The organism is Chitinophaga sp. (assembly GCF_039596135.1).
In the GTDB taxonomy this organism is placed as follows: Bacteria; Bacteroidota; Bacteroidia; order Chitinophagales; family Chitinophagaceae; genus Chitinophaga.
The window spans coordinates 1-20,546 of record NZ_JBCNKH010000061.1; the positions used below are offsets into that span (position 1 = coordinate 1).

Genomic DNA, 20,546 nt, shown 5'->3' on the forward strand with positions numbered 1-20,546 from the left:
GATGCGTTTAGAACGAATACATTTATGTTGTATAACAGGGGAAGTAATTACCTGTATTTCCTCTGGCCGGCATTGGTCTTTTCTTCCCTGCAACAGTTATTACTATTGGCGCTGGCTGTAAGTTTCAGTAGGGAATATGCCGCAGGCACTTTCAACCAGCAGGGCTTACTGGGGTATAGTCATTCTCCCTGGGTATTGATTTTTGTAAAATGGCTGCCTTATTTCCTGATGTCTTTCTGGACGATAGGTGTGTATTTCGGGGTCAGTATCTGTTTCAGAATTCCGTTTCCTGCACATCCTTTATTGCTGCTGTCAGCCCAGTTATTGCTGGTGATAGGTGCATGCCTGCTGGGTATTACCTATAGTATCATTTACCCGGCACCATTAAAAGCATCGCAACTGCTGATGTCTATTGCCTCACCGGCATTTACACTTTCCGGTTTTACATGGCCATCCGGACAGGCCCCTGTTATATTGGCCGCATTAGGCCGGATAGTACCATTGACACCCTACCTGCAGGTGATGCGCATGACATTATTACAAAAGGCTACCTGGCAGGATGTGCTGCCACAGTTAGGGCACCAGGTATTGCTGATCGCCGTGTATTTAACACTGGCAGTTGTATTATTGAAAAGTAAGATCAAAAAGGCCCTATGAATAGATTATTGTCATTGATGCAACAGGAGCTGCGGTTGTTTTTATCCAATAAGGTCATGATGATCTTATACCTGGGAGGGCCTGTACTATATGGTGCAATGTTTGGATTGGTGTATGTAAAAGGGAAATTTACTGACCTGCCGGTAATTGTCATCGACAAAGATCATTCACCCACCAGTATCAAACTGGTAGATATGCTGGACGAAACTGATGTGCTGAAATTAACCCGGGTAACACCTGACAATGTGGACCTGGAAAAAGCATTCCTGGCCGAAGCTGCCTTTGGCGCAGTGGTCATCCCGGATCACTTTGAGGCAGATGTGCTGAGAGGTAGGCGGCCCGAGGTCAATGCTTATATCAATAATACGAACCTGCTGGCGGCGGGATATGTGAACAGGGCTATACAGGCAGTATTGGGCAGTAAAAAAGAGATGTTTCATCTCACGACTATTCGTCTTTTCAATCGTGCGTCCAATTATTTTATGTATATCTGGCCATCCTACCTGGCTATCATATTACAATCTGTGGTGATGGTGGTGGTGGCATTGAGTTTTGCGACCATGCAGGAAACAGGTACACTGGGTAAACTATATGCCGAAAGTGGTTATTCAGCAGCACGACTGATGGCGGGAAAGATACTGCCATATATTTTATTCTCCTTTGTATTGCTGGGAATCTATGGCTTGTATTTCTTCCTTTTCCGACAGTCATTTCCCCTGCATACAGGTATAGTCATTATGATCACATTACTGTTTACATTGACGAATAGTTTTATCGGCATGATTGCAGGGCTGTTATTTAAAAGCCAGTTAAGCGCCTTACAATTCCTAATGATCCTGAGTATGCCAGTTTACATCTCCTCTGGTTTCAGCTGGCCTTTTGACCAGGATGGTCCGTTAGCGCGGCTCTTTGGTTTTATTTTTCCTTATATGCCTTATGTGAATGGATTCCGCATATTACTGATTGAGCAGGGGAGAGCAGCAGACATCAGCGATTATATCTGGATGCAATGCCTGCAGCTGGTTGGTTATTTTCTCGCAGCCGTTGGAATACTCCGTTATATCAAAAAATAAACTTTAAATTTATGGAACTGAAAGGAAAAATTGCTGTCATCACCGGCGGCGCAAGTGGTATTGGTCTGGCACTGGCCATCCGCTTTATCGCAGAAGGTGCAACTGTTGTCATCTCTGATATTAATGGACCAGCATTAAAAGAAAAAGCCAGTGAGATTGGAGCTACCCCTATCGTGACGGATGTGACCAAAGAAGAACAGGTACAAGCCCTGGTAGAAGAGAGCACCCGCTTGTTTGGCCGTATTGATCTTTTCGTTTCCAATGCAGGTGTTGCTAAATATGGAGACCCGTTTTCGGCAGAGCGTGACTGGGATTTTTCCTGGCATGTGAACCTGATGTCGCAGGTATATGCCGCAAAATATGTATTGCCACAAATGATAGCGCGGGGAGATGGTTACCTGCTCAATACCGCATCGGCAGCGGGGCTGGTGGTAGAGTTTCACTCTGCTTTATATAGTACTACCAAGCACGCTGCAGTGGGTTTTGCAGAATGGCTGGCTGCCAGCTATAAAGACGCAGGCGTCAAAGTAAGTGTACTGTGTCCGGGTGGTGTAAAGACCCCTATGGCAGCCGAACTGCCTAATATGATGAAAGAAGCCATTGACCCCGCAGACCTGGCAGATACAGTAGTAAAAGCAATCGCAAAAGAACAGTTTATGATCTCCACCCACGAGCATATCTGGCAGATCTTCCAGATGAAAGCGCAGGATTACGACAAATATATCAGCCTGTTGGGAGAAAGACGCGCCTATATGCTGGGACTGGGTGAAAAATGATGAGTATGATATGATTGAAGATAACCATACAAGTAATAAAACGTCTACGCTGGAGCACCTGTTGTCACTGAGTCATCACATTGCGGGAATCAAGGATAAGGGAGACCTGTTGCATGTGATTAATGAACACCTCAAAAAGCTGTTTTATTTTTCACACAGCGCTACAATGCTGGTAGCACCTGACAGGCAACAGGTGGTCATGTACCTCCTGGATCCTTTGTCACGATCGACCACGCACCCCGAATACAGCCATGTCATAGAGAATAGTTTCCCGCCTTCAGAACCTTTGTTTGCAAAGGCGATTGCTGCCGATTACCCCATTTATGTATCCGTCAGGGAAAAGATAGAAGAATATAGTAGTAATGCCGCGTTGCGAATGCATTATGAAACAGGGATCCGGGAAATAGCAGGTGTATCCCTGCGCAATGAAAAAGAACGGTTTGGTGTACTGGCATTTTATTCGGATAAGGAAAACAGCTTTCCGCCTGATGTATTGCGCATTCTCGACGGTGTAGCCAGTCAGATCTCTATTGCAATATCGAACATTATGGCCAATGAACAGGTGCAGAAACGGGAACGGGAAAAGGCGATGTTGCTCTCCCTGAGTTATGAGATGGCCAAAATCCGGGACAAACAGGAATTGCTAACCCTTATCAATACAAAGCTAAAGGAGTTCTTTTATTTTACCCATACCAGCATTGCCCGCATCAATGAAGACAGAACTACGTTTACCGTTTTCCTCACAGACACACATTCCAGGTCCAGGGTCCATCCTGATTTTCAGCAGATGGTTTCCACGCGGTATCCCATCATGGATGGCATTTTCAATACCTTTTTACTCACTGACGAACCCACTATTTCTGATGTGGAAGAACATGCCAGGAAACCGGAGGGGCCGCGCTACAACAAGATTCATTTTGAGGTAGGGCTGAAAGAAGCCGTTTCTATTCCTTTGCCGGGTGAGAAGGGTATATTTGGTGTACTGACTTTTTATTCTGATATCCGGCACACCTTTACGACAGAGTACCTGCCTATTATCAAAGGCGTAGCCAGCCAGATCGCCATCGCCGTTTCCAATATACTGGCGAATGAGGAAGTGAACCGGTACCGGCAGCAACTGGAGCAGGAGAATATGTACCTGCAGGAAGAGATTGGTACAGTATATAACTATACCGAAATGATCGGTAATGGTCCTGCTATGCAAAAGGTATATCGTATGCTGGACCAGGTATCTTATACCGGCAGTACCGTACTGATAATGGGCGAAACAGGTACAGGTAAGGAGTTGATCGCAAGAGCGATTCATAACGGATCGCCCTGCAAAGATAAGCTGATGATCAAAGTAAACTGTGCAGCCCTGCCATCTAACCTGATAGAGAGTGAATTGTTTGGTCACGAGAAAGGTAGTTTTACAGGTGCGATAGAACGGAGGATTGGCAAGTTTGAACTCGCGAATAACAGTACCCTGTTCCTGGATGAAATAGGCGAAATGCCACCGGAATTGCAGGCTAAATTATTGCGTGTGATCCAGGAAAAGGAAATAGAAAGAATCGGCGGCAGAACCACCATTAAGGTAAATGTGCGCATCATTGCAGCTACGAACAGGAACCTGCAGCAGGAGGTGGCTGACGGGCGGTTTCGCAGCGATTTGTATTATAGGCTGAATGTGTTCCCGATTGTATTACCGTCTTTACGGGAGCGCAAAGAGGACCTGGTATTGCTGATTGCGGCTTTTATAGAGCGTTTTTCACGAAATGCGGGAAAGAAAATCACAGGAGTGTCCAGCAAAGCGATGAAGGAAATGATGGCTTATCACTGGCCGGGAAATGTACGTGAACTGGAGCACCTGATAGAGCGCTGCGTGTTATTGACAGACGGTCCGGTGATAAAGGCGGTACATTTACCCGTGCATGCTGATTATGAAGATGAATTTCGGATAAAGACTATTCATGAAGTAGAAAGGGAGTATATAGTAAGCATACTGAAACGCTGCAAGGGCAAGATACAGGGAATAGGCGGGGCTGCTGAATTACTGAATATTCCACCTACTACCCTGCATTCCAAGATGAAGAAACTCGGCATTAAGAAAAAGCATTTTTACCATCCAGGTGAAGATTAAAAAAAATCAGGCTGATCCGGAAGGCATCGATTGCCATTGCGCCTTTCCGGACCAGCCCTACGCTTAACCACTCATTTCAATTATCCACCTCAGACCCCGTAATCCCGGGAGAAATACATGCTCTCCTCCGCGGGTGACGGTAAAGTCGGGTAGACCGGTGATGTGCCGTCTAAACGGCTTTTCCGGGTATATAAAGTCATCAGCATGATCTCGTCTCCCCACGATAGGATCGGTACGGGAGCCCTGGGAAATAAAATCGCCATCGTTGACCCATTGCGATTGAACGAATTCAAATTGCCTGCCGGGATGTGCGTTGACAAAGGCAATGACGATGCCCCTGTCTTTGCCATCTTCTTCCATGACGCCTTCAGGGAGCAATGGACCGTAGGCAGCACCACGTCTTACCAGTTTATGCAACCGCGCATCGGTGATGGTATCTTTCAGTGCATCTCTGGGATTTACCCTGCGGATATGGCAACCCAACGGCGTTTTCTTTCCATCCGGGTCATCGTCATAATAGTTGAACGTATTGGTTTCTGCCAGTGAAGGATCATCTTTATCGGGTGATAATGACAGCGGGCAGCCACTTCGCCACCGGCCCATCATCCTGGCCGCCAGTTTTTCCTGGGCATCAGCTGATGCAGCTTGTTGCTGCAGGAAATTTCTAAAGGCAGCCACCTTCTGTCTTATTTTACGGATAGAAAGATAGGTGCCATTCTTCCAGAATATTTCAGGTCCCGGTCCGGTAGATATTTGTCCCAGTTCATTTTCATATCCCAGTACAAATTCCCCGGCTTTCACGGGTACACCTTGTCCTGCAGCGGGTATGCCGCCTTCACCTTCAATAAACGGGCGGCTCAGTCCATCCCTGTATCCAAAGTGTTCCCGTAGGGTAGGGGGAACGCCTACATCCAGTCTGGCTATCAACGATACGCCTTCTATCCCTGCCATGGCAGCATGACCGATAGCCAGTTTTTCGTCGCGCAGGGCAGTAGAACCAGCCATCACCAGCAGGCCTATATGAAAACCATTTTGACCGTGGGGAAGGTCCCACCAGTCCGGCGCACTTTCTCCCACATCGCCCAGGAAGGCGGCACGGGCCGCCATACCTTGTCTGAACTCAATTGGGAAACCGGCCAGTATCTCAGCGGGTAGTTCCATTCTTCGCAGGCCTTCGTAGCTAAAAACAATATTGATCCATGCATTTTCTGCCGGATGTTCCCAATCGGCTGCAGAGGTGATGTGAGGTAAAAGGCGCCGTATCAGGTTGCGGGCGGCTGTAGCATTATGAATGCGGAACAGCAGGTATGCACCGAAGTAGGGCATGGGCCGGTTGCGCAATACGGTGCCCTGTATGTCGTGTAGTTCTAATTTAGCTTGCAGCATCGAAGAGATCGTTTACCGCTTTTGATAATTTTTTCATTTTTGAAATATCGTGTACAGACAAATCAGGATGTGCAACGTAGAGGAAATCTGCCGTCAGGGCACTGTCTACTACCATCTGAATGGTGGCTGCGTCATGAGCACTTTTGTAACCCACCCATATACCGGGGAAGATAGCGTCGAACCAGGGATGCGCCTGTTCGATAATATCCTGTACATATGGTTTGAAATCTCCATCGTAAGTGATCATAAACAGCAGGCGGGTATCGTTGTCAATCAGGGTAATCCTGAAGTCATGTACAGTGCCTACCCGGGTTTCCCAGTAGGCAGCTTCTGCCTGAAACTGGGCGATACGGCTACGAAATAATTCCGCTCCCCCATCAGGATTCACCTGACCTATCAGGGCCAGTTCACTACGTTTGCCAATGCGTTTGCCCGGGCCATCCGGCTGATTGATAACGTTTTGTGCGAGTGCGGTTCTCTCATTCTGAATTACCTTACCTGACATGTGATATTACTTTTTTATAGTGAAGAATTAATTTTTCCATCCGCCGGTTCTCTGGGCAGCAGATACTTCGTAAACGCCGCGGCGGATCTGAAGAATAGGATCATCAGTGGGCTCAATACCATCGGTTAAAGCCGTCGGATCGTGATTCATTACTTTGTCTTTCAGTACTGCTTCATCTATTGGTGCGGTGAGGGTGAGCCGGCCAATGGTAACATGTTCTCTGTCTGCCGGCCATAATGCGGTGGCATCATTCAGCGGGTCTTCCGGAGCTGCCAGTTCCAGCACCAGGTCAAAGGCCACAGCGGTTTGTGTAAGCCGGGTATCCAGCTCCTGGAATAATATGTCTGTTTGTTCCTGGCTGAGGTTTTCTACAGGTTGCCCTTGCACACCTGCTACCGGTTGCCAGTGGCAACGAACGGGTGTCACTTCATCTTTGGCATTCGTGAACAGGAATGCGTGTACGGAATTGAATACTGTATGTGCAAAGCTCACGGGGGCGGGACTAGCGGCACGCATCTTAAAAACCTGCATGGAATTTGGATTAGCTGCTAGAAATTGTTCCAGCCCGGCTTTGTTGACAGGTCCTCCGGGTGTAACAGGCGAACCTGCTTCGAGTAGTTCGAGGAACTGTTCCACCGTATTGGCTACAAACAATTGTTGGCTCAGCATCACCAGGTTGGTCACCCGGCCATCAGGCAGGTAGAACCGGGTAGCCATGCCTACAGTCGCACTGAAGTGCGCGAAGGGATCGCCACCACCTTTGGAAAAGCGAACGGTGACGGGTATTTCATCACCCTGTAAGTGGATGGCCCGGCTATACTTCTTTGCATTTTCATTTGCGCGGAAAGTACCTTCATAAAACCGGCCATCTGCATGTAAGGCCCGGTAGCCGGGAAAGTTGCCTAAAATCTGGCGGATCTTCGTCACGATTTCAGTCGTGTGCTTATATTGGCTCTGCTGCATCTTGTTAACGAATTGTATGAAGCAAAACTCCTCCAAATCAACCAGGTAGAGAATTGATAATTGGCAAAAAAGGAGGTATAAATTATAGCATGTATTTCCCTCTTTTAAATTCAGAGAAGCTGATGCCGGCTGCTCTTTTAAAGAACTTGCTGAAGTGTGCAATGTCATCAAAGCCTAAGGTGTACGCGATCTGCTTGAGGTTCATGCCTGCCCATCTGGCCTGTCTTTTTGCTTCCAGCAATATGCGCTGCTGTATGTGATAGCTGGCGGTATAACCCGAAATCCGTTTTACTTTTATATTGAGATAGTTAGGTGCAATCAATAGTTCCGCCGCATAGTCGGCTACTTTTTTCTTTTCAGCATAATGTTTGTGTACCAGTTCCAGAAAGGTATTGACGAGTTGAACATCTCTTTCCATCTTGATCTCACCCATATCGCATGTCTGGTAGCATCGGCTTAACTGGATAATTAATATGCGAACAAGCGATCGCAGGACTTCGACACGCAGTTCATTTTTACCCTCATATTCCCTGCGCAGTGTTTTCAATACATGCTGTATTTCATCTCCTGACAAGGTAATGGGATTCAGCATGTATGCATTGAATAATCCGGAGCTGTTGAGGATATTAATATCTTCTTTCAGGTGACTGATAAAGGAAGCAGAAAAGGAGAGGAGAATACCCTCCATGGATTGTACTTCATTGAATACACTGAGTTGACCAGGATGTAAACAATACACGGTGTTGTCTGACAGGGCAAATTTTTTCAGATCAATCCAGTAAGTACCTTTTCCCCGTTGCACCCAGATAATGTTATAGTTATTGGATCTGACCGGGTTTGCGGGTTGGTTCTGCAAAAAAGTAGCAAGGTCCTGAATGTACAGTGCGCAGTAATAGTTTGGGTCTAATGGGTTCTCGTTAAGCTGGTTAGTAGTGGTTAGTGTTATCATGCAGGGGGTTAGACAATCTGTTTGCCAATTGATAACAGGCTGATTTTGTTTTCGTTGTAAAGGTGTGTGCTAAAAAAGCTACACTTTATTTAGTGGTTCTGCGAGCCAACGACGAAATATAGTGGAATTTCCCCGGAGGGGCAGGATAGTATGTACAAGTTTTATCGTCAAATGTCAATTGCCGGCAGGATAGCTTCCGGTTAGTTTTACAGAAAAATAGTTCAACTTGTTACAGTATCACAAGGCTGCCCGTTCCTATGTTCACAATTACTATGAGAAGGATATTTACTTCATGTATGAGCTGATGTGGGCAATGGCCCGGGAGGCAAAGGCAATAGCTCGTTCAGTATCGTTGGAAGGAATGGAATATCAGAATGCACTGGTGGCTACCTGGTTTAGGTTTGTAGGTGCGGCCGATTTAATGGAAGGGCCATCGACAGCAGGTCCTACCTTGTTAAAGTATTTTTTTGATGAAGTCAGTTATCCTGAAGCAGACCGGGTATTGGTACAGGAAGCTATTGCAGTGGCAGAGGGGCAACGAATGCCGCTTACAAAAATGCAGCAGGTAGTTTGCGATGCGCTGAACAGCCGGTTGGCCCAACCTGATTTCCTGGACAGGATTGTGATGCTGAAAGAAGAGATGAACAGGCACATGGGTATCTCAAATGGTACAAAGTACTTCACGGAAGGGTATCATGCCATTTTTTTGAAGACGTTGTATTATACGGGCTATGCGCAGGCACGATATGTAACCGGCAAAAACATAAATCAACAATTAATGGTAAAGAAGATGCAAGGGAAAGAAAAATTGGTCATACCTGAAACTAAATTAAATAACAGGGAGACGGAAGACCTGTTCAAAATCGCTTTCCGGAATTACAACCACCTGGTATCGGTAGCAGACTCCAAGGCAGCTTTGTTAATCCGGGTCAGTTCCGTCATGACGTCGGTAATGCTGGCCTTTGGTATTTCCAAAACGGAGGAATATCCGCAGCTGCTTTGGCCGGTTGTATTGCTGCTGGTCACCTGCATGCTCACGATATTATTATCTATATTGGCCAGCCGTCCGCAGCAGAATAGTTTTTCGGAAGAAGCCTCCTCGCATTCTTACCAGCATTTCTTCTTCGGAAGTTTTGACCTGATAGATCCCAGGTTCAGGCATGTAGACTGGAAATCATTTTATGATCAGTTAAACAGCCTCTTTGGCGGGCAGCGCCAGCGGGTATATATAGAGGCCTGTAAGGAGCTGTATAATGTGCGAAAAGTATTGTCTAAAAAGTTTTCGTACCTGTCAATTGCCTATTGGGTATTTATTTCCGGTTTGCTATTGTCGATAGCAGCATTTATTTATTGTAGGCAGCTTTAAGAATACAACTGCACCTTCTCAATCATCTCCACAATATTCGTTACCTGCAGTTTCTCACAAATCCTTTTCTTATAAGTACTGACTGTAGATACCTGCAGACTCAGTTTCTCCGCAATATCCGCTACGCTCAATCCCTTGATGAGTAGCTGCATAATATTGCTTTCCCGGTTAGACAGGCGGTCTAGTGGATTGACAGTAGATTTCTTTTTGGTAATATTATTCAGCAGGGTTTGTTTCAGGGCAGGGCTCAGGTATTTTTCGTCTCTGAGCAGGCTCTTTGTTGCATTCTTTATTTCTTCAATACCCATCTTTTTGGAGAGGAAACCATCTGCACCGGCTTCGAGGTAGCGCCAGCCAAAGATCTGTTCGTCATAACTGCTGAAGATGAGAATCTTAATCTCCGGATGCCTTAAGCGAATAACATCCAGCATCTGGTGATTATTACCACCAGGCATGTCGATGTCCAGGATGACAAGATCAAAGGGCTTTGAGGACAAAATTTTCAAGGTCTCTTCAAAACTCCCCGCTTCACTCACATGAACATCTTCAATGGATTTTTGTAAAATGAGGGTTGTCCCATAACGTACAACTTCCTGATCGTCTACAACTAAAATGTTAGGCATATGGAGATATTAGGTAAATATACGGGGTAACGGGTAAAGATCAAAACCGGGCCCCTTTTTTTGTAGTAAAAAAACTACAAGAGGTTACAACTCTTACTAACAATTTGAATTATTAAGATATATAATTTTGTTTTATGTGATTCAGTACTCACGGTAAACCATCCCTTCACCAACAAATAAGTCGCGCAAGAGGCGGGCTATTTTGACTAAATCAGCAACTTTATTTTAAACAGTGACCGATATAAGTGATTGAGCAGCAGTCGTTGCTCAAAGTGATTATTACCTATCCTATATCCCTATCCTAAGTACGAACAAAGGGGTTTAACTGTCTGGCCTCGGACAGTAAGCCCCTTTACATTTTTCCCCCTTTTGACTAATTTTTTGTACATTCATTTCCCAGTGCTTATTTTTGAAGCACTGCAATGGATACTGTTCTTATGCCACGTTAAAAAACTAAACTATCATCATGAGCTCTCGGAGAATTTTTATGCAACAAGCCGGCCTGATCGCCGCCGGACTTATGTTGAACCCGTCGGACATCTTCAGCAGAAGTCGCGCCAATACAGTGACTAAAATCGGAATTCAGCTATATACCCTGCGGGATCAGCTGACCAAAGACGTGAAGGACACCATTCAGAAGGTGGCTAAAACGGGTTATAACCATGTGGAAACCTATTATGGCTATGGCGGGCCCAATGAACCGGCAAAGTTCTGGGGCCTCGATCCTAAAGAGCTGAAAGCACTCCTCACAGAAAACAAACTCACTACCCATAGCGGTCACTATCAGCTGGCAGATTTCCTTACCCGGGGCAATGGCAACGACCAGGCCCTGAAGACACAGCTGGAAATAGCCGCCACCCTTGGGCAGCAATACCTGGTTGTACCCGTACCGCCCATGAACCTGATCTCGAAACTGAGTGGCGCTGACTACCAGTTCATGGCCTCCCAGTTGAACAAAGCTGGTGAACTGGCTAAAAAATCCGGGCTGAAGGTGGGGTATCACAACCACTTCTGGGAATTTAAACAACTCCCCGATGTAAAAGGTAGCGGGTACGATATCCTGCTCAAAGAAACCGATCCGGCACTGGTAACACTGGAACTGGACATCTTCTGGGCAGAGAAATCCGGCATAGACCCTGTTGCCCTTTTTAAGGCGCATCCGGGCCGTTTTGCTATGTGGCATGTGAAAGATATTGACAAGTCAGCCCCGGGCAAAATAACCGGTCCTGGTGAAGACAATAAGGAGTTGAAAGACCTGATGGGTGAAATTAAATTTGCGGAAGTAGGCACCGGTACGGTAGACTTCAAAAAGATTTTTGCCAATGCCAGCGAAGCAGGGGTAAAATATGCTTTTGTAGAACAGGATCAGATCAGTATCGATCCTTTTGTAAGTATCAAAAAGAGTTATGACTATGTAAAGTCTAATCTTCTGGTACGATAATATTTTCGGGAGGGGGTCTGTGCCTCCTCTCTGATAACACAAATGTGTTAGCTGGTAATAGTTTCTTAATATATCCCCTCAAAATAAATTCAAACCTTTGTCTGTAGAATATCAATTAACCTGACAGATGAAAGTAGCCATGTTTGCCTTGATGCTGGGCCTTACAGCATTCACATTTCCCGGGGAAGATCAGTTACCGCTCAACAAAGTACAATGCATCGGATCCCACAACAGTTATAAAATTGCCATTGATCCTAAAGTGATGGAGGTGATCCGCCAGCATGCGGGCGAAGGTGCCAATGGGCTGGAATATACCCACATTTCGCTGGAGCAGCAGCTGGACCTGGGGCTGAGAGGCCTGGAGCTGGATGTATATGCAGATAGCGCTGGTGGTAAATACATGCATCCTTATGTGCTGGAGCAGTTAGGTTTAAAACCGGTATACAATACCGACGTGATGCGCGAGCCGGGTTTCAAAGTGTTCCATATGCAGGACCTGGATGTAAACAGTCATTGCCCTACCTTCAAAATGGCGCTGGAACAGCTGAAGAACTGGTCTAATGCACACCCGGATCATACCCCGGTTTTCATTACTATGAATGCAAAGGATGAAATATCCAAACGCCCTGAATTTACCAAACCAGAACCCTTCACACCAGCGGTGTATGACCGCCTGGATAAAGAACTTGTCGATTACTTAGGAAAGGATAAACTGATTACGCCTGATGATATACGTGGAAAGGAAAAGACGCTGGAAGCTGCTGTGCTCAAAGGACACTGGCCGACTGTAGAACAGGCAAAAGGAAAGTTTATTTTCATCCTGGACGAGAAGGATCAGAAAATGACGGATTACATGCAGGGACATCCTTCCCTGAAAGGACGTGTTTTATTTGTAAATGCACCTGCGGGTAAACCGGAAGCGGCAATTATGATTATCAATGATGCGGTGAAGGATCAGCAATTGATTCGTGATATGGTGGCAAAAGGGTACATTGTTCGTACCCGGGCAGATGCTGATACTAAAGAGGCAAGGACGAATGATTATACAAGGTATAAAGCTGCCTGTGAATCAGGGGCGCAGATTATTACCACTGATTATTATCAGAAAAGTACATTGTTTGCGTCTGATTACATTGTAAACTTTGGCAACAACGAATACAGCCGTAAGGATATCAGATAAACTTTTTGATAGCCATGTGGCGGTTATCCAAAGCCACCAACTGAAAAAGCACTTTCGCCTTCGGCAAAAGTGCTTTTTCAGTTTTACTGACCCAATACAAATCTCAGTGTCAACCCACCCGTCGTCGTCACCGTCGGACTCGATGTCGACAACACCGGTATTGTCTGCTTCCTCGTATAATAGAACTTCAGGTTCATCCTTTTATTCAACACATAATCTATACTCGGCGCTATACTAACTACCTTCTGCCCCGACGTAGGCGTCGAAATCCCCCCATCCAGCTGGTTATTCACCGACTTCTCATCTCTATAACTCAGATCCAGCCGCATATTCAAATCATTATCCAACTGATGCGATCCATTCTTTCCCATTGCAAATGGCAGCTTCAATCCCTTCAATCTATACCCGCCACCCAATGTGATTTCCGCCGTACGCGCCTCCACCAGCTGGTAATCTGTCAGACTCAAACTTAATGACCGTGTACGCTTATAATCCATATGAATATTCATATTGTTCTTCAACGTTACATCCACGCCCAATAATGGCGATAACTGTTCTATCATCGTCACATTCGGCACTGTGTAATAAGGCACATAGTTCCCGGAAACGGTATCTATAAAACTCGGGTTCCCCAGCGAGTTCTTATCCATATAGTTAGAAGACGTATTGTACGAGTTCATACTCAGGTTGCTCACATAAGAGTGGGTCAGGGTCAGGGTTTGTACATAATCACTGAATGGGGCCAGCTTCGCCAGCCCATCGTATGATATCCGCCAGTTCGGCAGCGGAATGATATTTCTGAAAGGGTTACTCCTGATCTTATCCAGGCCTGAAGTGGCAATCAATCCCACTTTATTAGGATCCTGCCCGGTATAAGCCGCAATAAAAGAGGAGATCAGTACATTCTGCTCGTACTTGCCATAGCCGTACATATAAGAAGCATCGCTGGTATCATATGTTGGCAGGGAAGCATCTTTTGCATAAGGGTTTTTGTCCCAATATCGCTTTGACAGGATCGTTCTGTACCTTCTGAAGTTTGCGAAGCTCTTTGCCAATCCTCCCTTTATGAACAATGTCTTCAGCATAATAGACGTGACCTGGAAACCACCTGTTTCATAAGCATCCAGGTGCTCATAATTCCCGGCACCGTACCTGTCTTTAAATGTTTCGGAGTGGTTCTTGGAAAATGTCTTGGTCAGCGACAAATCGATACGCAGGTTCGGTACCGGTTCCAGCTGCGCCTGTATCTGCAGGTTCTGTGAAAACTGCTGTACAAACTGGTTGTTGAACAAGGTATCGGCTGAGATCAATCCCTTTGCCGCCTTTTTATCCAGCCACTTCTTATCTGGTTGATAGCCGAACACAAACGCCAGTCCCGGTTCCATACTCCGCCAGTTCATACCTAATGCCTGGGTGCTATCCATCCATCCCGGCAGACTCGTATAGTTATTCTCAGAGTAGTTGATATTAATACGCTTGATGGATAAGATTGGCCGCAACAACGACTTCACCAAAGGAGAGACTTCGGGCAGCTTTTCTTCTTTTTTTGCAGGCACTTTCGCATTCGGGTTGACAGGTTGCTTTGTAGCTGTGATTGCCTTCAGGAACTTAGATTTATTATACAGCTCTGTGAATTTAAATTCCCCCAGTACTGCCATCACCTGGGTATTTTCAATGGTATTCCCCTGGATCCTGTTAGAGAGCGAAGCCGCCGTCCATTTATACTGCGCCGTATACTGTACGGCAAAGTTCGTCCAGCTTAGTACGGGAATCTTTGACAATGGCAGGGTATAGGTGGCATTGAAAGTCTGGAAATAGTTGGTAGTACGCCCCAGTTTCAGGAGATTGTTCCATACCGTATCCCGCTTGGCAGAAGTATTCAATCGCCCGGTTGGTTCATCAATACGGGCATTGTTCGTTGCCGTCAGGTCCAGGCTCAGGCTACGTGTCAGGTCCCACTTCAACCCATAATAGCGATCAAAGGTGAAGTACTTGCTGTATGTTTCTGCCAGTTTATAATTACTACCTACGTTCCTGAGCTGTGTGGCACTGAACTGCCTGGTCAGGTCTGCCCGGAAGCTGATGGTGGAAGGCAGGGGATTGATGTTGATGTCCCGGAACAGTTTCATCCACGGCGACTTGCCTTTGATGGTTTTCTTAAACGGTTCCCAGAATTTATTGGTGCCTGTAAAGTTATAGCCTAATACCCCCCTGTTCTTAGTCAGCTCATAGTTCTCCGTAGTAGGACTATGCATCTTTGTACCTGTATATGCATAGGTAAAGTCGAAGTTCTCCAGGCTCCAGGGGTGGAGTTTCTTTTTTCCGTCACTCAATTTACGCACATTCGTCACATTGAAACTGGTGGTGGTAGTCGCATCTTCTGCCTGTGCCTTGATGGAATCTCTTTCGTGTTTATTTGCCGCTAATTTCAGCTTTTCCTTCAGTTTGATGTCCAGGTCAAACGGATCCCATTCCGGCATGCTACTGGTCTTGGATTGCCCTACATACAGGGGAATCGTAAGCCTTGCCCTTTTAGGCAATATCTTACCCATATCCAGGCTTAAAGACGCATCGTAGGAGATGAGGTTATCCTGGTAGCGCTCATTCACACTCTGGTTCACGGCGCCATACCCCGCGGTGTGCATGGTACTGGTCACGGCCAGTTGGCCAAGGTCGGCGAGCTGCATATTCAACCTGCCCGTAGCGGCATAACCACCTTTTTCATCCAGGCCGGTTAACCGTAATTCGTCAAACCAGACTTCTGCATTCTTAGTTAAACCATCATCCAGCGGATTGTAAATAGCCAGCATCATCCCTTCCACATCTCCTAAGTTCGGGTTGCCGATTACCCCGATCACATTCCCGTTTGCCAGTGTCTTTTCATACAGCGTAGCCGTAGAAGCGCCTGCATTGTTACGGGTTTGCTTCAGGTTGCTCAGGTCTGTCAGGGTGATGTCCAGGTTGTTTGCAGTAGGCCAGATAGCTGCCTGTGAGGTAGCACCGAAGGCAGTCTTGGTCAGTGGAATACGGTATTCGTAGAAGTTTTCAGTATAGTCACTACCAATCCTGATCACTGCCTGCAGGTCTTTATCTTTTAAGCTGTTGTCATCATCTATAGCCTCTTCGTGTATGAACATCTGCAGTTTTTTATACCTGCGCAGGTCCATGCCCAGTGTTTTGTATACCGCCCTGGACTTACCATCCTGCAGTTTATCCAGTTGTATGGAGAGGGATTGCTCATTCATCAGCAAGGTGGTGTTGCTGGTACTGAGAGTCGTCTCGCGCTGCAGGCCGGGAGGCAGTACATAGTTGATAGGGGTACGGGAAGCGTTTTCCTCGATATTTACGGAAGTTGTATTGAAGGTAGTGGCGTCATCCGTTGCTACCAGGTCGCCGGAACCTGCCTGCAATTCATAGCTGTACTGGCGCCACTGGTTCCTTACCAGTTGCAGTTTGCCAAAGCGCAGTACTACGGAATCAGAGAAGTTCGTGAGGAACATACGCATGAACTGGATAGACTTGAAGTCTGCAATGCCCCCGATAGCGGCGCTATATTGTTCGATCGGGATCTTGAACTGATACCAGGTTTCAGTACCGGTGCTGCCATTGGCATAGGTTACGGCGGCATCTACCTTATCCACGATGTAATTCTGTCCGATCTCCATATTAGGGCTTAAATGCACCCGGTACTGGAAATAGGACTCTGTTTCATTCATGGTATTATCGAAGTTCAGGTCTTCCGACTCCGGAATATTCGTAGCCGCAGTGGAGTAGGTAGACCCGCTGGTGGTAGCAGGAGAGTTTCCATCTGACATGGCATAGCGTTTATAACGGGCCAGTATGCCATATTTCCCCTTGTCATAATCATCGCCCCTGTAGTGATGGTAGTTATCATTGGATGGGTCAGCGAGTGCTTTTGTGTATACATCAGCGCTAACGCCGAAGTTGGTACGCAGCTGGTTCAGGAAGTGCGTACGATAGGCTACTTCATCAGCAGAACGCAATCCGTCGTAACCTACATCCTGGTATTCCCTTACATCTGCATCGTTGTCAAACGCACGTGTCAGCTGTGTGGTATAGTTTGGGGTATGGCCCCAAGTAGTGGAATCGTAGTTGATGGTGGTGCCCGGTGCCTTCATCCCGTTTTCAAAAAACTTATAGGAGTCTTTCAGAATATCTTCAGAAACAGCGCCGAGGTTGAAGTAGAGGTCCCCACCGGTACTGGTGGTATTCTTAATAAAAGGATCCTGTACCCAGAATTCAATGTACTGGATATTGGAAGTTTCAAAATCAGTATTGTCCAGTGAGCGCATAATGCCACCCCAGTGCTTCTTTGGGTTATTCAGTGTACCGTCTGTATTCACTTCTGTACGACTGGCTTCGAAGTTATATGGACCACGATCTTTAGGATAATAGGCCAGGTCAAGGGTCGTGAGCTGTGTAGAAGTATAATCTGTAGAGAGGTTCGGGAAGATCTCTTTCTGGTATACGATACGTGTGCGTGGATCTGACTGGTCATCTTTGGTAATACCTGCTGGCAGATCAGATGTACTGTTTACCTGCAGGGTTGGTTCAATGATGTACCAGGAGAGCAGGGCCCTGTTTTTACCATAATCAACAGAGTCACTCAGTGTAGCTTCGGGAAACATGATATTACCTGAGCTATCCGTGGCGCCTGCAGGTGTAGAGGCCAGTGCCCAGCTGCTACTCGGCGTCTTCAGGTCATAGTTGCTTTCAGTACCTTCAAAGTCATCGATGTATACCTGTCCTTCGTTGGAACCAAAAGCGTTGATTAGTTTACTGTGACCGGGGAATAACCGTGCCACTTCACCCGTCAGACTCACAGCGGAAGTAGACTTAGAGTTGTAGTTTGGTAATTTATTGAGCAGTCGGGTCAGACCTTTCCATTCAGAATTATAGTTACCATCCAGGCCCACAACGGTGTTATTAATAGGATCTTCGCCATAACTTACCTTAGTGGTATAAGGGCGTTCACTCATGTGCACGATGGTAGAACCCAGGTTCAGTTTTTCATTTACCGCATAGTCAAAACGGGTGCCTACATAGTTACGAACCTGCTGCCCGTAAAGACCACTGTTTTCGAAAGATACATTGATCGTGGTACCGGAACTGAGGATACCGTCATTGATGATCTTTACTCTACCCAGGTTATAATCCACGGTGTAATCAATATTCTCCACCAGTGTTTTACCACCGGCAGTCACGGTTACAGAACCAGAAGGAATGTTGTATGCATTCAGTGATACTTCAGAAGAACTACCTGCTTTGTAACTTCCTTTGATGAGGAACCTGTTCAGGGAAGAATATTGTTGAGCGGCCGTCTTGGTGGTATCATACAATTTGGTATAAAGATATTGTTTTTCCAAAGCTGCATCACCGCCAAATGCTTTGGCAAGGTCCTTCCCAAAGGGCTCCAGTACAGGAAAGATCAGTTTACCATTAGATACATCAACCGTATACCCACTCACAAAGTCATACACCCCATCCGGCTGGGGGTCATTGTTCGCATTCAGGTTATCGAGGTTGAGAATGGTAATGATGGGTGCACCGCTATAAGAACCGACAGCATCCGGCAGATAACGTCGGGGGCTGGCAGCACGGGTATCATTGCCGGGGTCATTGTAATATACATCGGCCGTGAAGTCTGTACTGCTTAGCTGGTAACCACCGGTGGAGTAGATGTTTTTCATCATCAGGTCCCAGATTGGTAATATCGGTCGTGCAGCAGTAGCTTTCAGCATTTTCAGGAAGAGGATACGGCTGTTGGCATTGTTACTGGCATCAGGAGGTACATCCTGGGCAAAGTCACCGACCTTGTAAGTACGGCCATTGTAACTATATTCATACGCAACAGCAAGCACCTGGTCTGCAGAAAGTGCCGTATTCAGGGAGATGTAGCCGAGTTTCTTATTGAGGGTATATTCCGTACTATCCAGTTTACGTGCATATGTTTTCTCATAGTCCTGTACGGCAGAGAGGCCGTAGGATTGGAGTTGCGAGATCACGGTACTGGGTTGCCGCGCGGCATCGTCAGCAGAGAGTTTGCTATAGAGGTCATTGATACCGTTGTAAGGTAGTTTACCGCTGCTTACAACGTGAACGGCATTCGTATTGTAAGGGCTGTATTCTGCAAGGTCCATCAGACCTACTACGTTACGGGTGTTGGTCGTAGTACCGGTCTTGTTCGTTACCCATACTTCAATGCGTGTAATGTTGGAGAGCGAACGGATGCTGGGCAGGTTCCCCATTGCATAGTTGAAGGTATCGCGGAAGAACTGTGCCAGCAGGAAGTTTTTATTTTCATCGTACGCATCTGATTTGATGCTGTAGCTGGTCGTTTGGTTACCGCCTTTCAGGGTCAGTGTCTGCTTCTGAGACTTCTGACTGGAAAGGACGCTGGTCATGGTTAAGCGGCCAAACTGCAACTGTGTTTTTATTCCAAAAAGAGATTGCATCCCACTGATCAGTGTTGTGGGAAGTGCAAAGCTTACATTACCGGCTTCAATCTTTTTTATGATTTCGTCATCATAACCGGTGTATTCCAGTTTGATCTGGTTTTCGAAATCATAGGTAGACTGAGTGTTGTAGTTTGTAATAATTTTCAGTTTATCACCGATCTTACCTGTCACATTCAGGTTGATATTCATGTTCATATCAAAACCGCCACTGCGGCGTGCAGACTCAGTCAAAACAGGGTTGTTGATATACTGGCCGTCATAGCCCATAGATATTTCGAGGTAACCCTGTGGTTTGATATCGACTTTGCTGCCACCGAATAACCTGTCAAAAAGTTTATTGGATTTTTTAAGTTCCAGGCCATTGCTTCTGTTCAGGTTGCCCAGTGTGGAAGCACGTTTCATGAAGTAATCATTCTCACTTTTACGTGCCTGCATGTTATAGAAATCCTGGAAGCTCATAGACGTAGGATTCCTATAATATTTATCACCGATTTTTTCGGAGATAATATATTCTTTTGTTTCAGGATCGTATTCCACGTCCCGTTTGATACCTTTGGGATCCTTCAAATCAACGGCGTTCTGCACGGGCTCTACGAGCTCAGGAGAGTGCCTGTCTTTGATGGGATACTTTAATGTATCCACGGTATCTTTCACAGGTATAATGGAATCATACGCAGCATGATGAGTAGAAGAGCCAATTGGATAGTAACTAATGCTCCTGGCTCCCCTTGCTGCAGAATCAACCATGAAAAAGACCACTATGCTAAATACAGTTAAGGTAGCATAGTGTTTGCTAAGACGTTTTCTAAGGGATTTCTTCACGCGTTCTTTCTATAGCAGCATTTCGTAAATACCAATAATAGTAGCCTGTATAGTCTGACTATACGAAAAGCGGTTTCGCATCAAACGGGCGTTTTTACAGTACTATTGTTTGTTGGCTACAGACAGGAGAATTGTATAGATGAAATGGTAAAGTTGATAGCCGAAGGGGCAAGACAGCCCTGAATTTGACGCAAGATAGGGGAATTT

General features: G+C 46.1%; 13 protein-coding genes. 7 read left to right on the plus strand and 6 right to left on the minus strand.

Going from position 1 to position 20,546, the window contains the following annotated elements:
• The 4 genes from ABDW16_RS24875 to ABDW16_RS24890 all read left to right on the plus strand — a co-directional run.
• Window positions 1–657, plus strand: a 657-nt coding sequence (locus tag ABDW16_RS24875) for an ABC transporter permease (RefSeq protein ID WP_343673527.1), incomplete at its 5' end; no start/stop codon positions are given.
• Entirely contained in the window at window positions 654–1,730 is a 1,077-nt protein-coding gene (locus tag ABDW16_RS24880; protein ID WP_343673529.1) for an ABC transporter permease, read from the plus strand. The genes ABDW16_RS24875 and ABDW16_RS24880, both read left to right, overlap by 4 nt.
• An 11-nt stretch (window positions 1,731–1,741) precedes the next feature.
• The gene (locus ABDW16_RS24885; RefSeq protein WP_343673530.1) at window positions 1,742–2,506 is read left to right on the plus strand and encodes an SDR family oxidoreductase; all 765 of its coding nucleotides are present in this window, start codon (window positions 1,742–1,744) and stop codon (window positions 2,504–2,506) included.
• Window positions 2,507–2,516: 10 nt separating this feature from the next.
• Window positions 2,517–4,625: a sigma 54-interacting transcriptional regulator gene (locus ABDW16_RS24890; RefSeq protein ID WP_343673531.1), complete on the plus strand. Its 2,109-nt coding sequence runs from the start codon at window positions 2,517–2,519 to the stop codon at window positions 4,623–4,625.
• Between the two features lie 63 nt (window positions 4,626–4,688).
• On the opposite strand, the gene ABDW16_RS24895 is transcribed toward ABDW16_RS24890, so the two are convergent.
• The 4 genes from ABDW16_RS24895 to ABDW16_RS24910 form a co-directional block, all read right to left on the minus strand.
• Window positions 4,689–6,011, minus strand: a complete 1,323-nt coding sequence (locus ABDW16_RS24895; protein WP_343673532.1) for a hypothetical protein — start codon at window positions 6,009–6,011, stop codon at window positions 4,689–4,691.
• The gene (locus tag ABDW16_RS24900) at window positions 5,998–6,516 is read right to left on the minus strand and encodes a hypothetical protein (protein WP_343673533.1); all 519 of its coding nucleotides are present in this window, start codon (window positions 6,514–6,516) and stop codon (window positions 5,998–6,000) included. Before ABDW16_RS24900 ends, ABDW16_RS24895 begins: the two co-directional genes overlap by 14 nt.
• Window positions 6,517–6,543: 27 nt before the next feature.
• Window positions 6,544–7,479, minus strand: a complete 936-nt coding sequence (locus tag ABDW16_RS24905; protein WP_343673535.1) for a catalase family peroxidase — start codon at window positions 7,477–7,479, stop codon at window positions 6,544–6,546.
• A gap of 82 nt (window positions 7,480–7,561) precedes the next feature.
• Window positions 7,562–8,428 (minus strand): helix-turn-helix domain-containing protein, encoded by an 867-nt coding sequence (locus ABDW16_RS24910; RefSeq protein WP_343673537.1) that lies wholly within the window; start codon window positions 8,426–8,428, stop codon window positions 7,562–7,564.
• Between the two features lie 226 nt (window positions 8,429–8,654).
• On the opposite strand from ABDW16_RS24910, the gene ABDW16_RS24915 reads away from it, so the two are divergent.
• Window positions 8,655–9,794, plus strand: coding sequence for a Pycsar system effector family protein (locus tag ABDW16_RS24915; protein ID WP_343673539.1), 1,140 nt, complete (start codon window positions 8,655–8,657; stop codon window positions 9,792–9,794).
• Here ABDW16_RS24915 and ABDW16_RS24920 read toward each other — a convergent pair.
• Window positions 9,791–10,417, minus strand: coding sequence for a response regulator transcription factor (locus tag ABDW16_RS24920; protein WP_343673540.1), 627 nt, complete (start codon window positions 10,415–10,417; stop codon window positions 9,791–9,793). The two genes, ABDW16_RS24915 and ABDW16_RS24920, sit on opposite strands and share 4 nt — an antisense overlap.
• A 466-nt stretch (window positions 10,418–10,883) precedes the next feature.
• Here ABDW16_RS24920 and ABDW16_RS24925 point away from each other — a divergent pair, with 466 nt between their 5' ends.
• Complete coding sequence (locus ABDW16_RS24925; protein ID WP_343673542.1) at window positions 10,884–11,858, plus strand: sugar phosphate isomerase/epimerase; 975 nt, start codon at window positions 10,884–10,886, stop codon at window positions 11,856–11,858.
• A gap of 127 nt (window positions 11,859–11,985) precedes the next feature.
• Window positions 11,986–13,038: a phosphatidylinositol-specific phospholipase C1-like protein gene (locus ABDW16_RS24930; protein ID WP_343673544.1), complete on the plus strand. Its 1,053-nt coding sequence runs from the start codon at window positions 11,986–11,988 to the stop codon at window positions 13,036–13,038.
• 83 nt (window positions 13,039–13,121) lie between these two features.
• On the opposite strand, the gene sprA is transcribed toward ABDW16_RS24930, so the two are convergent.
• Entirely contained in the window at window positions 13,122–20,339 is a 7,218-nt protein-coding gene (gene sprA / locus ABDW16_RS24935) for a cell surface protein SprA (protein WP_343673545.1), read from the minus strand.
• Window positions 20,340–20,546: the final 207 nt, after the last annotated feature.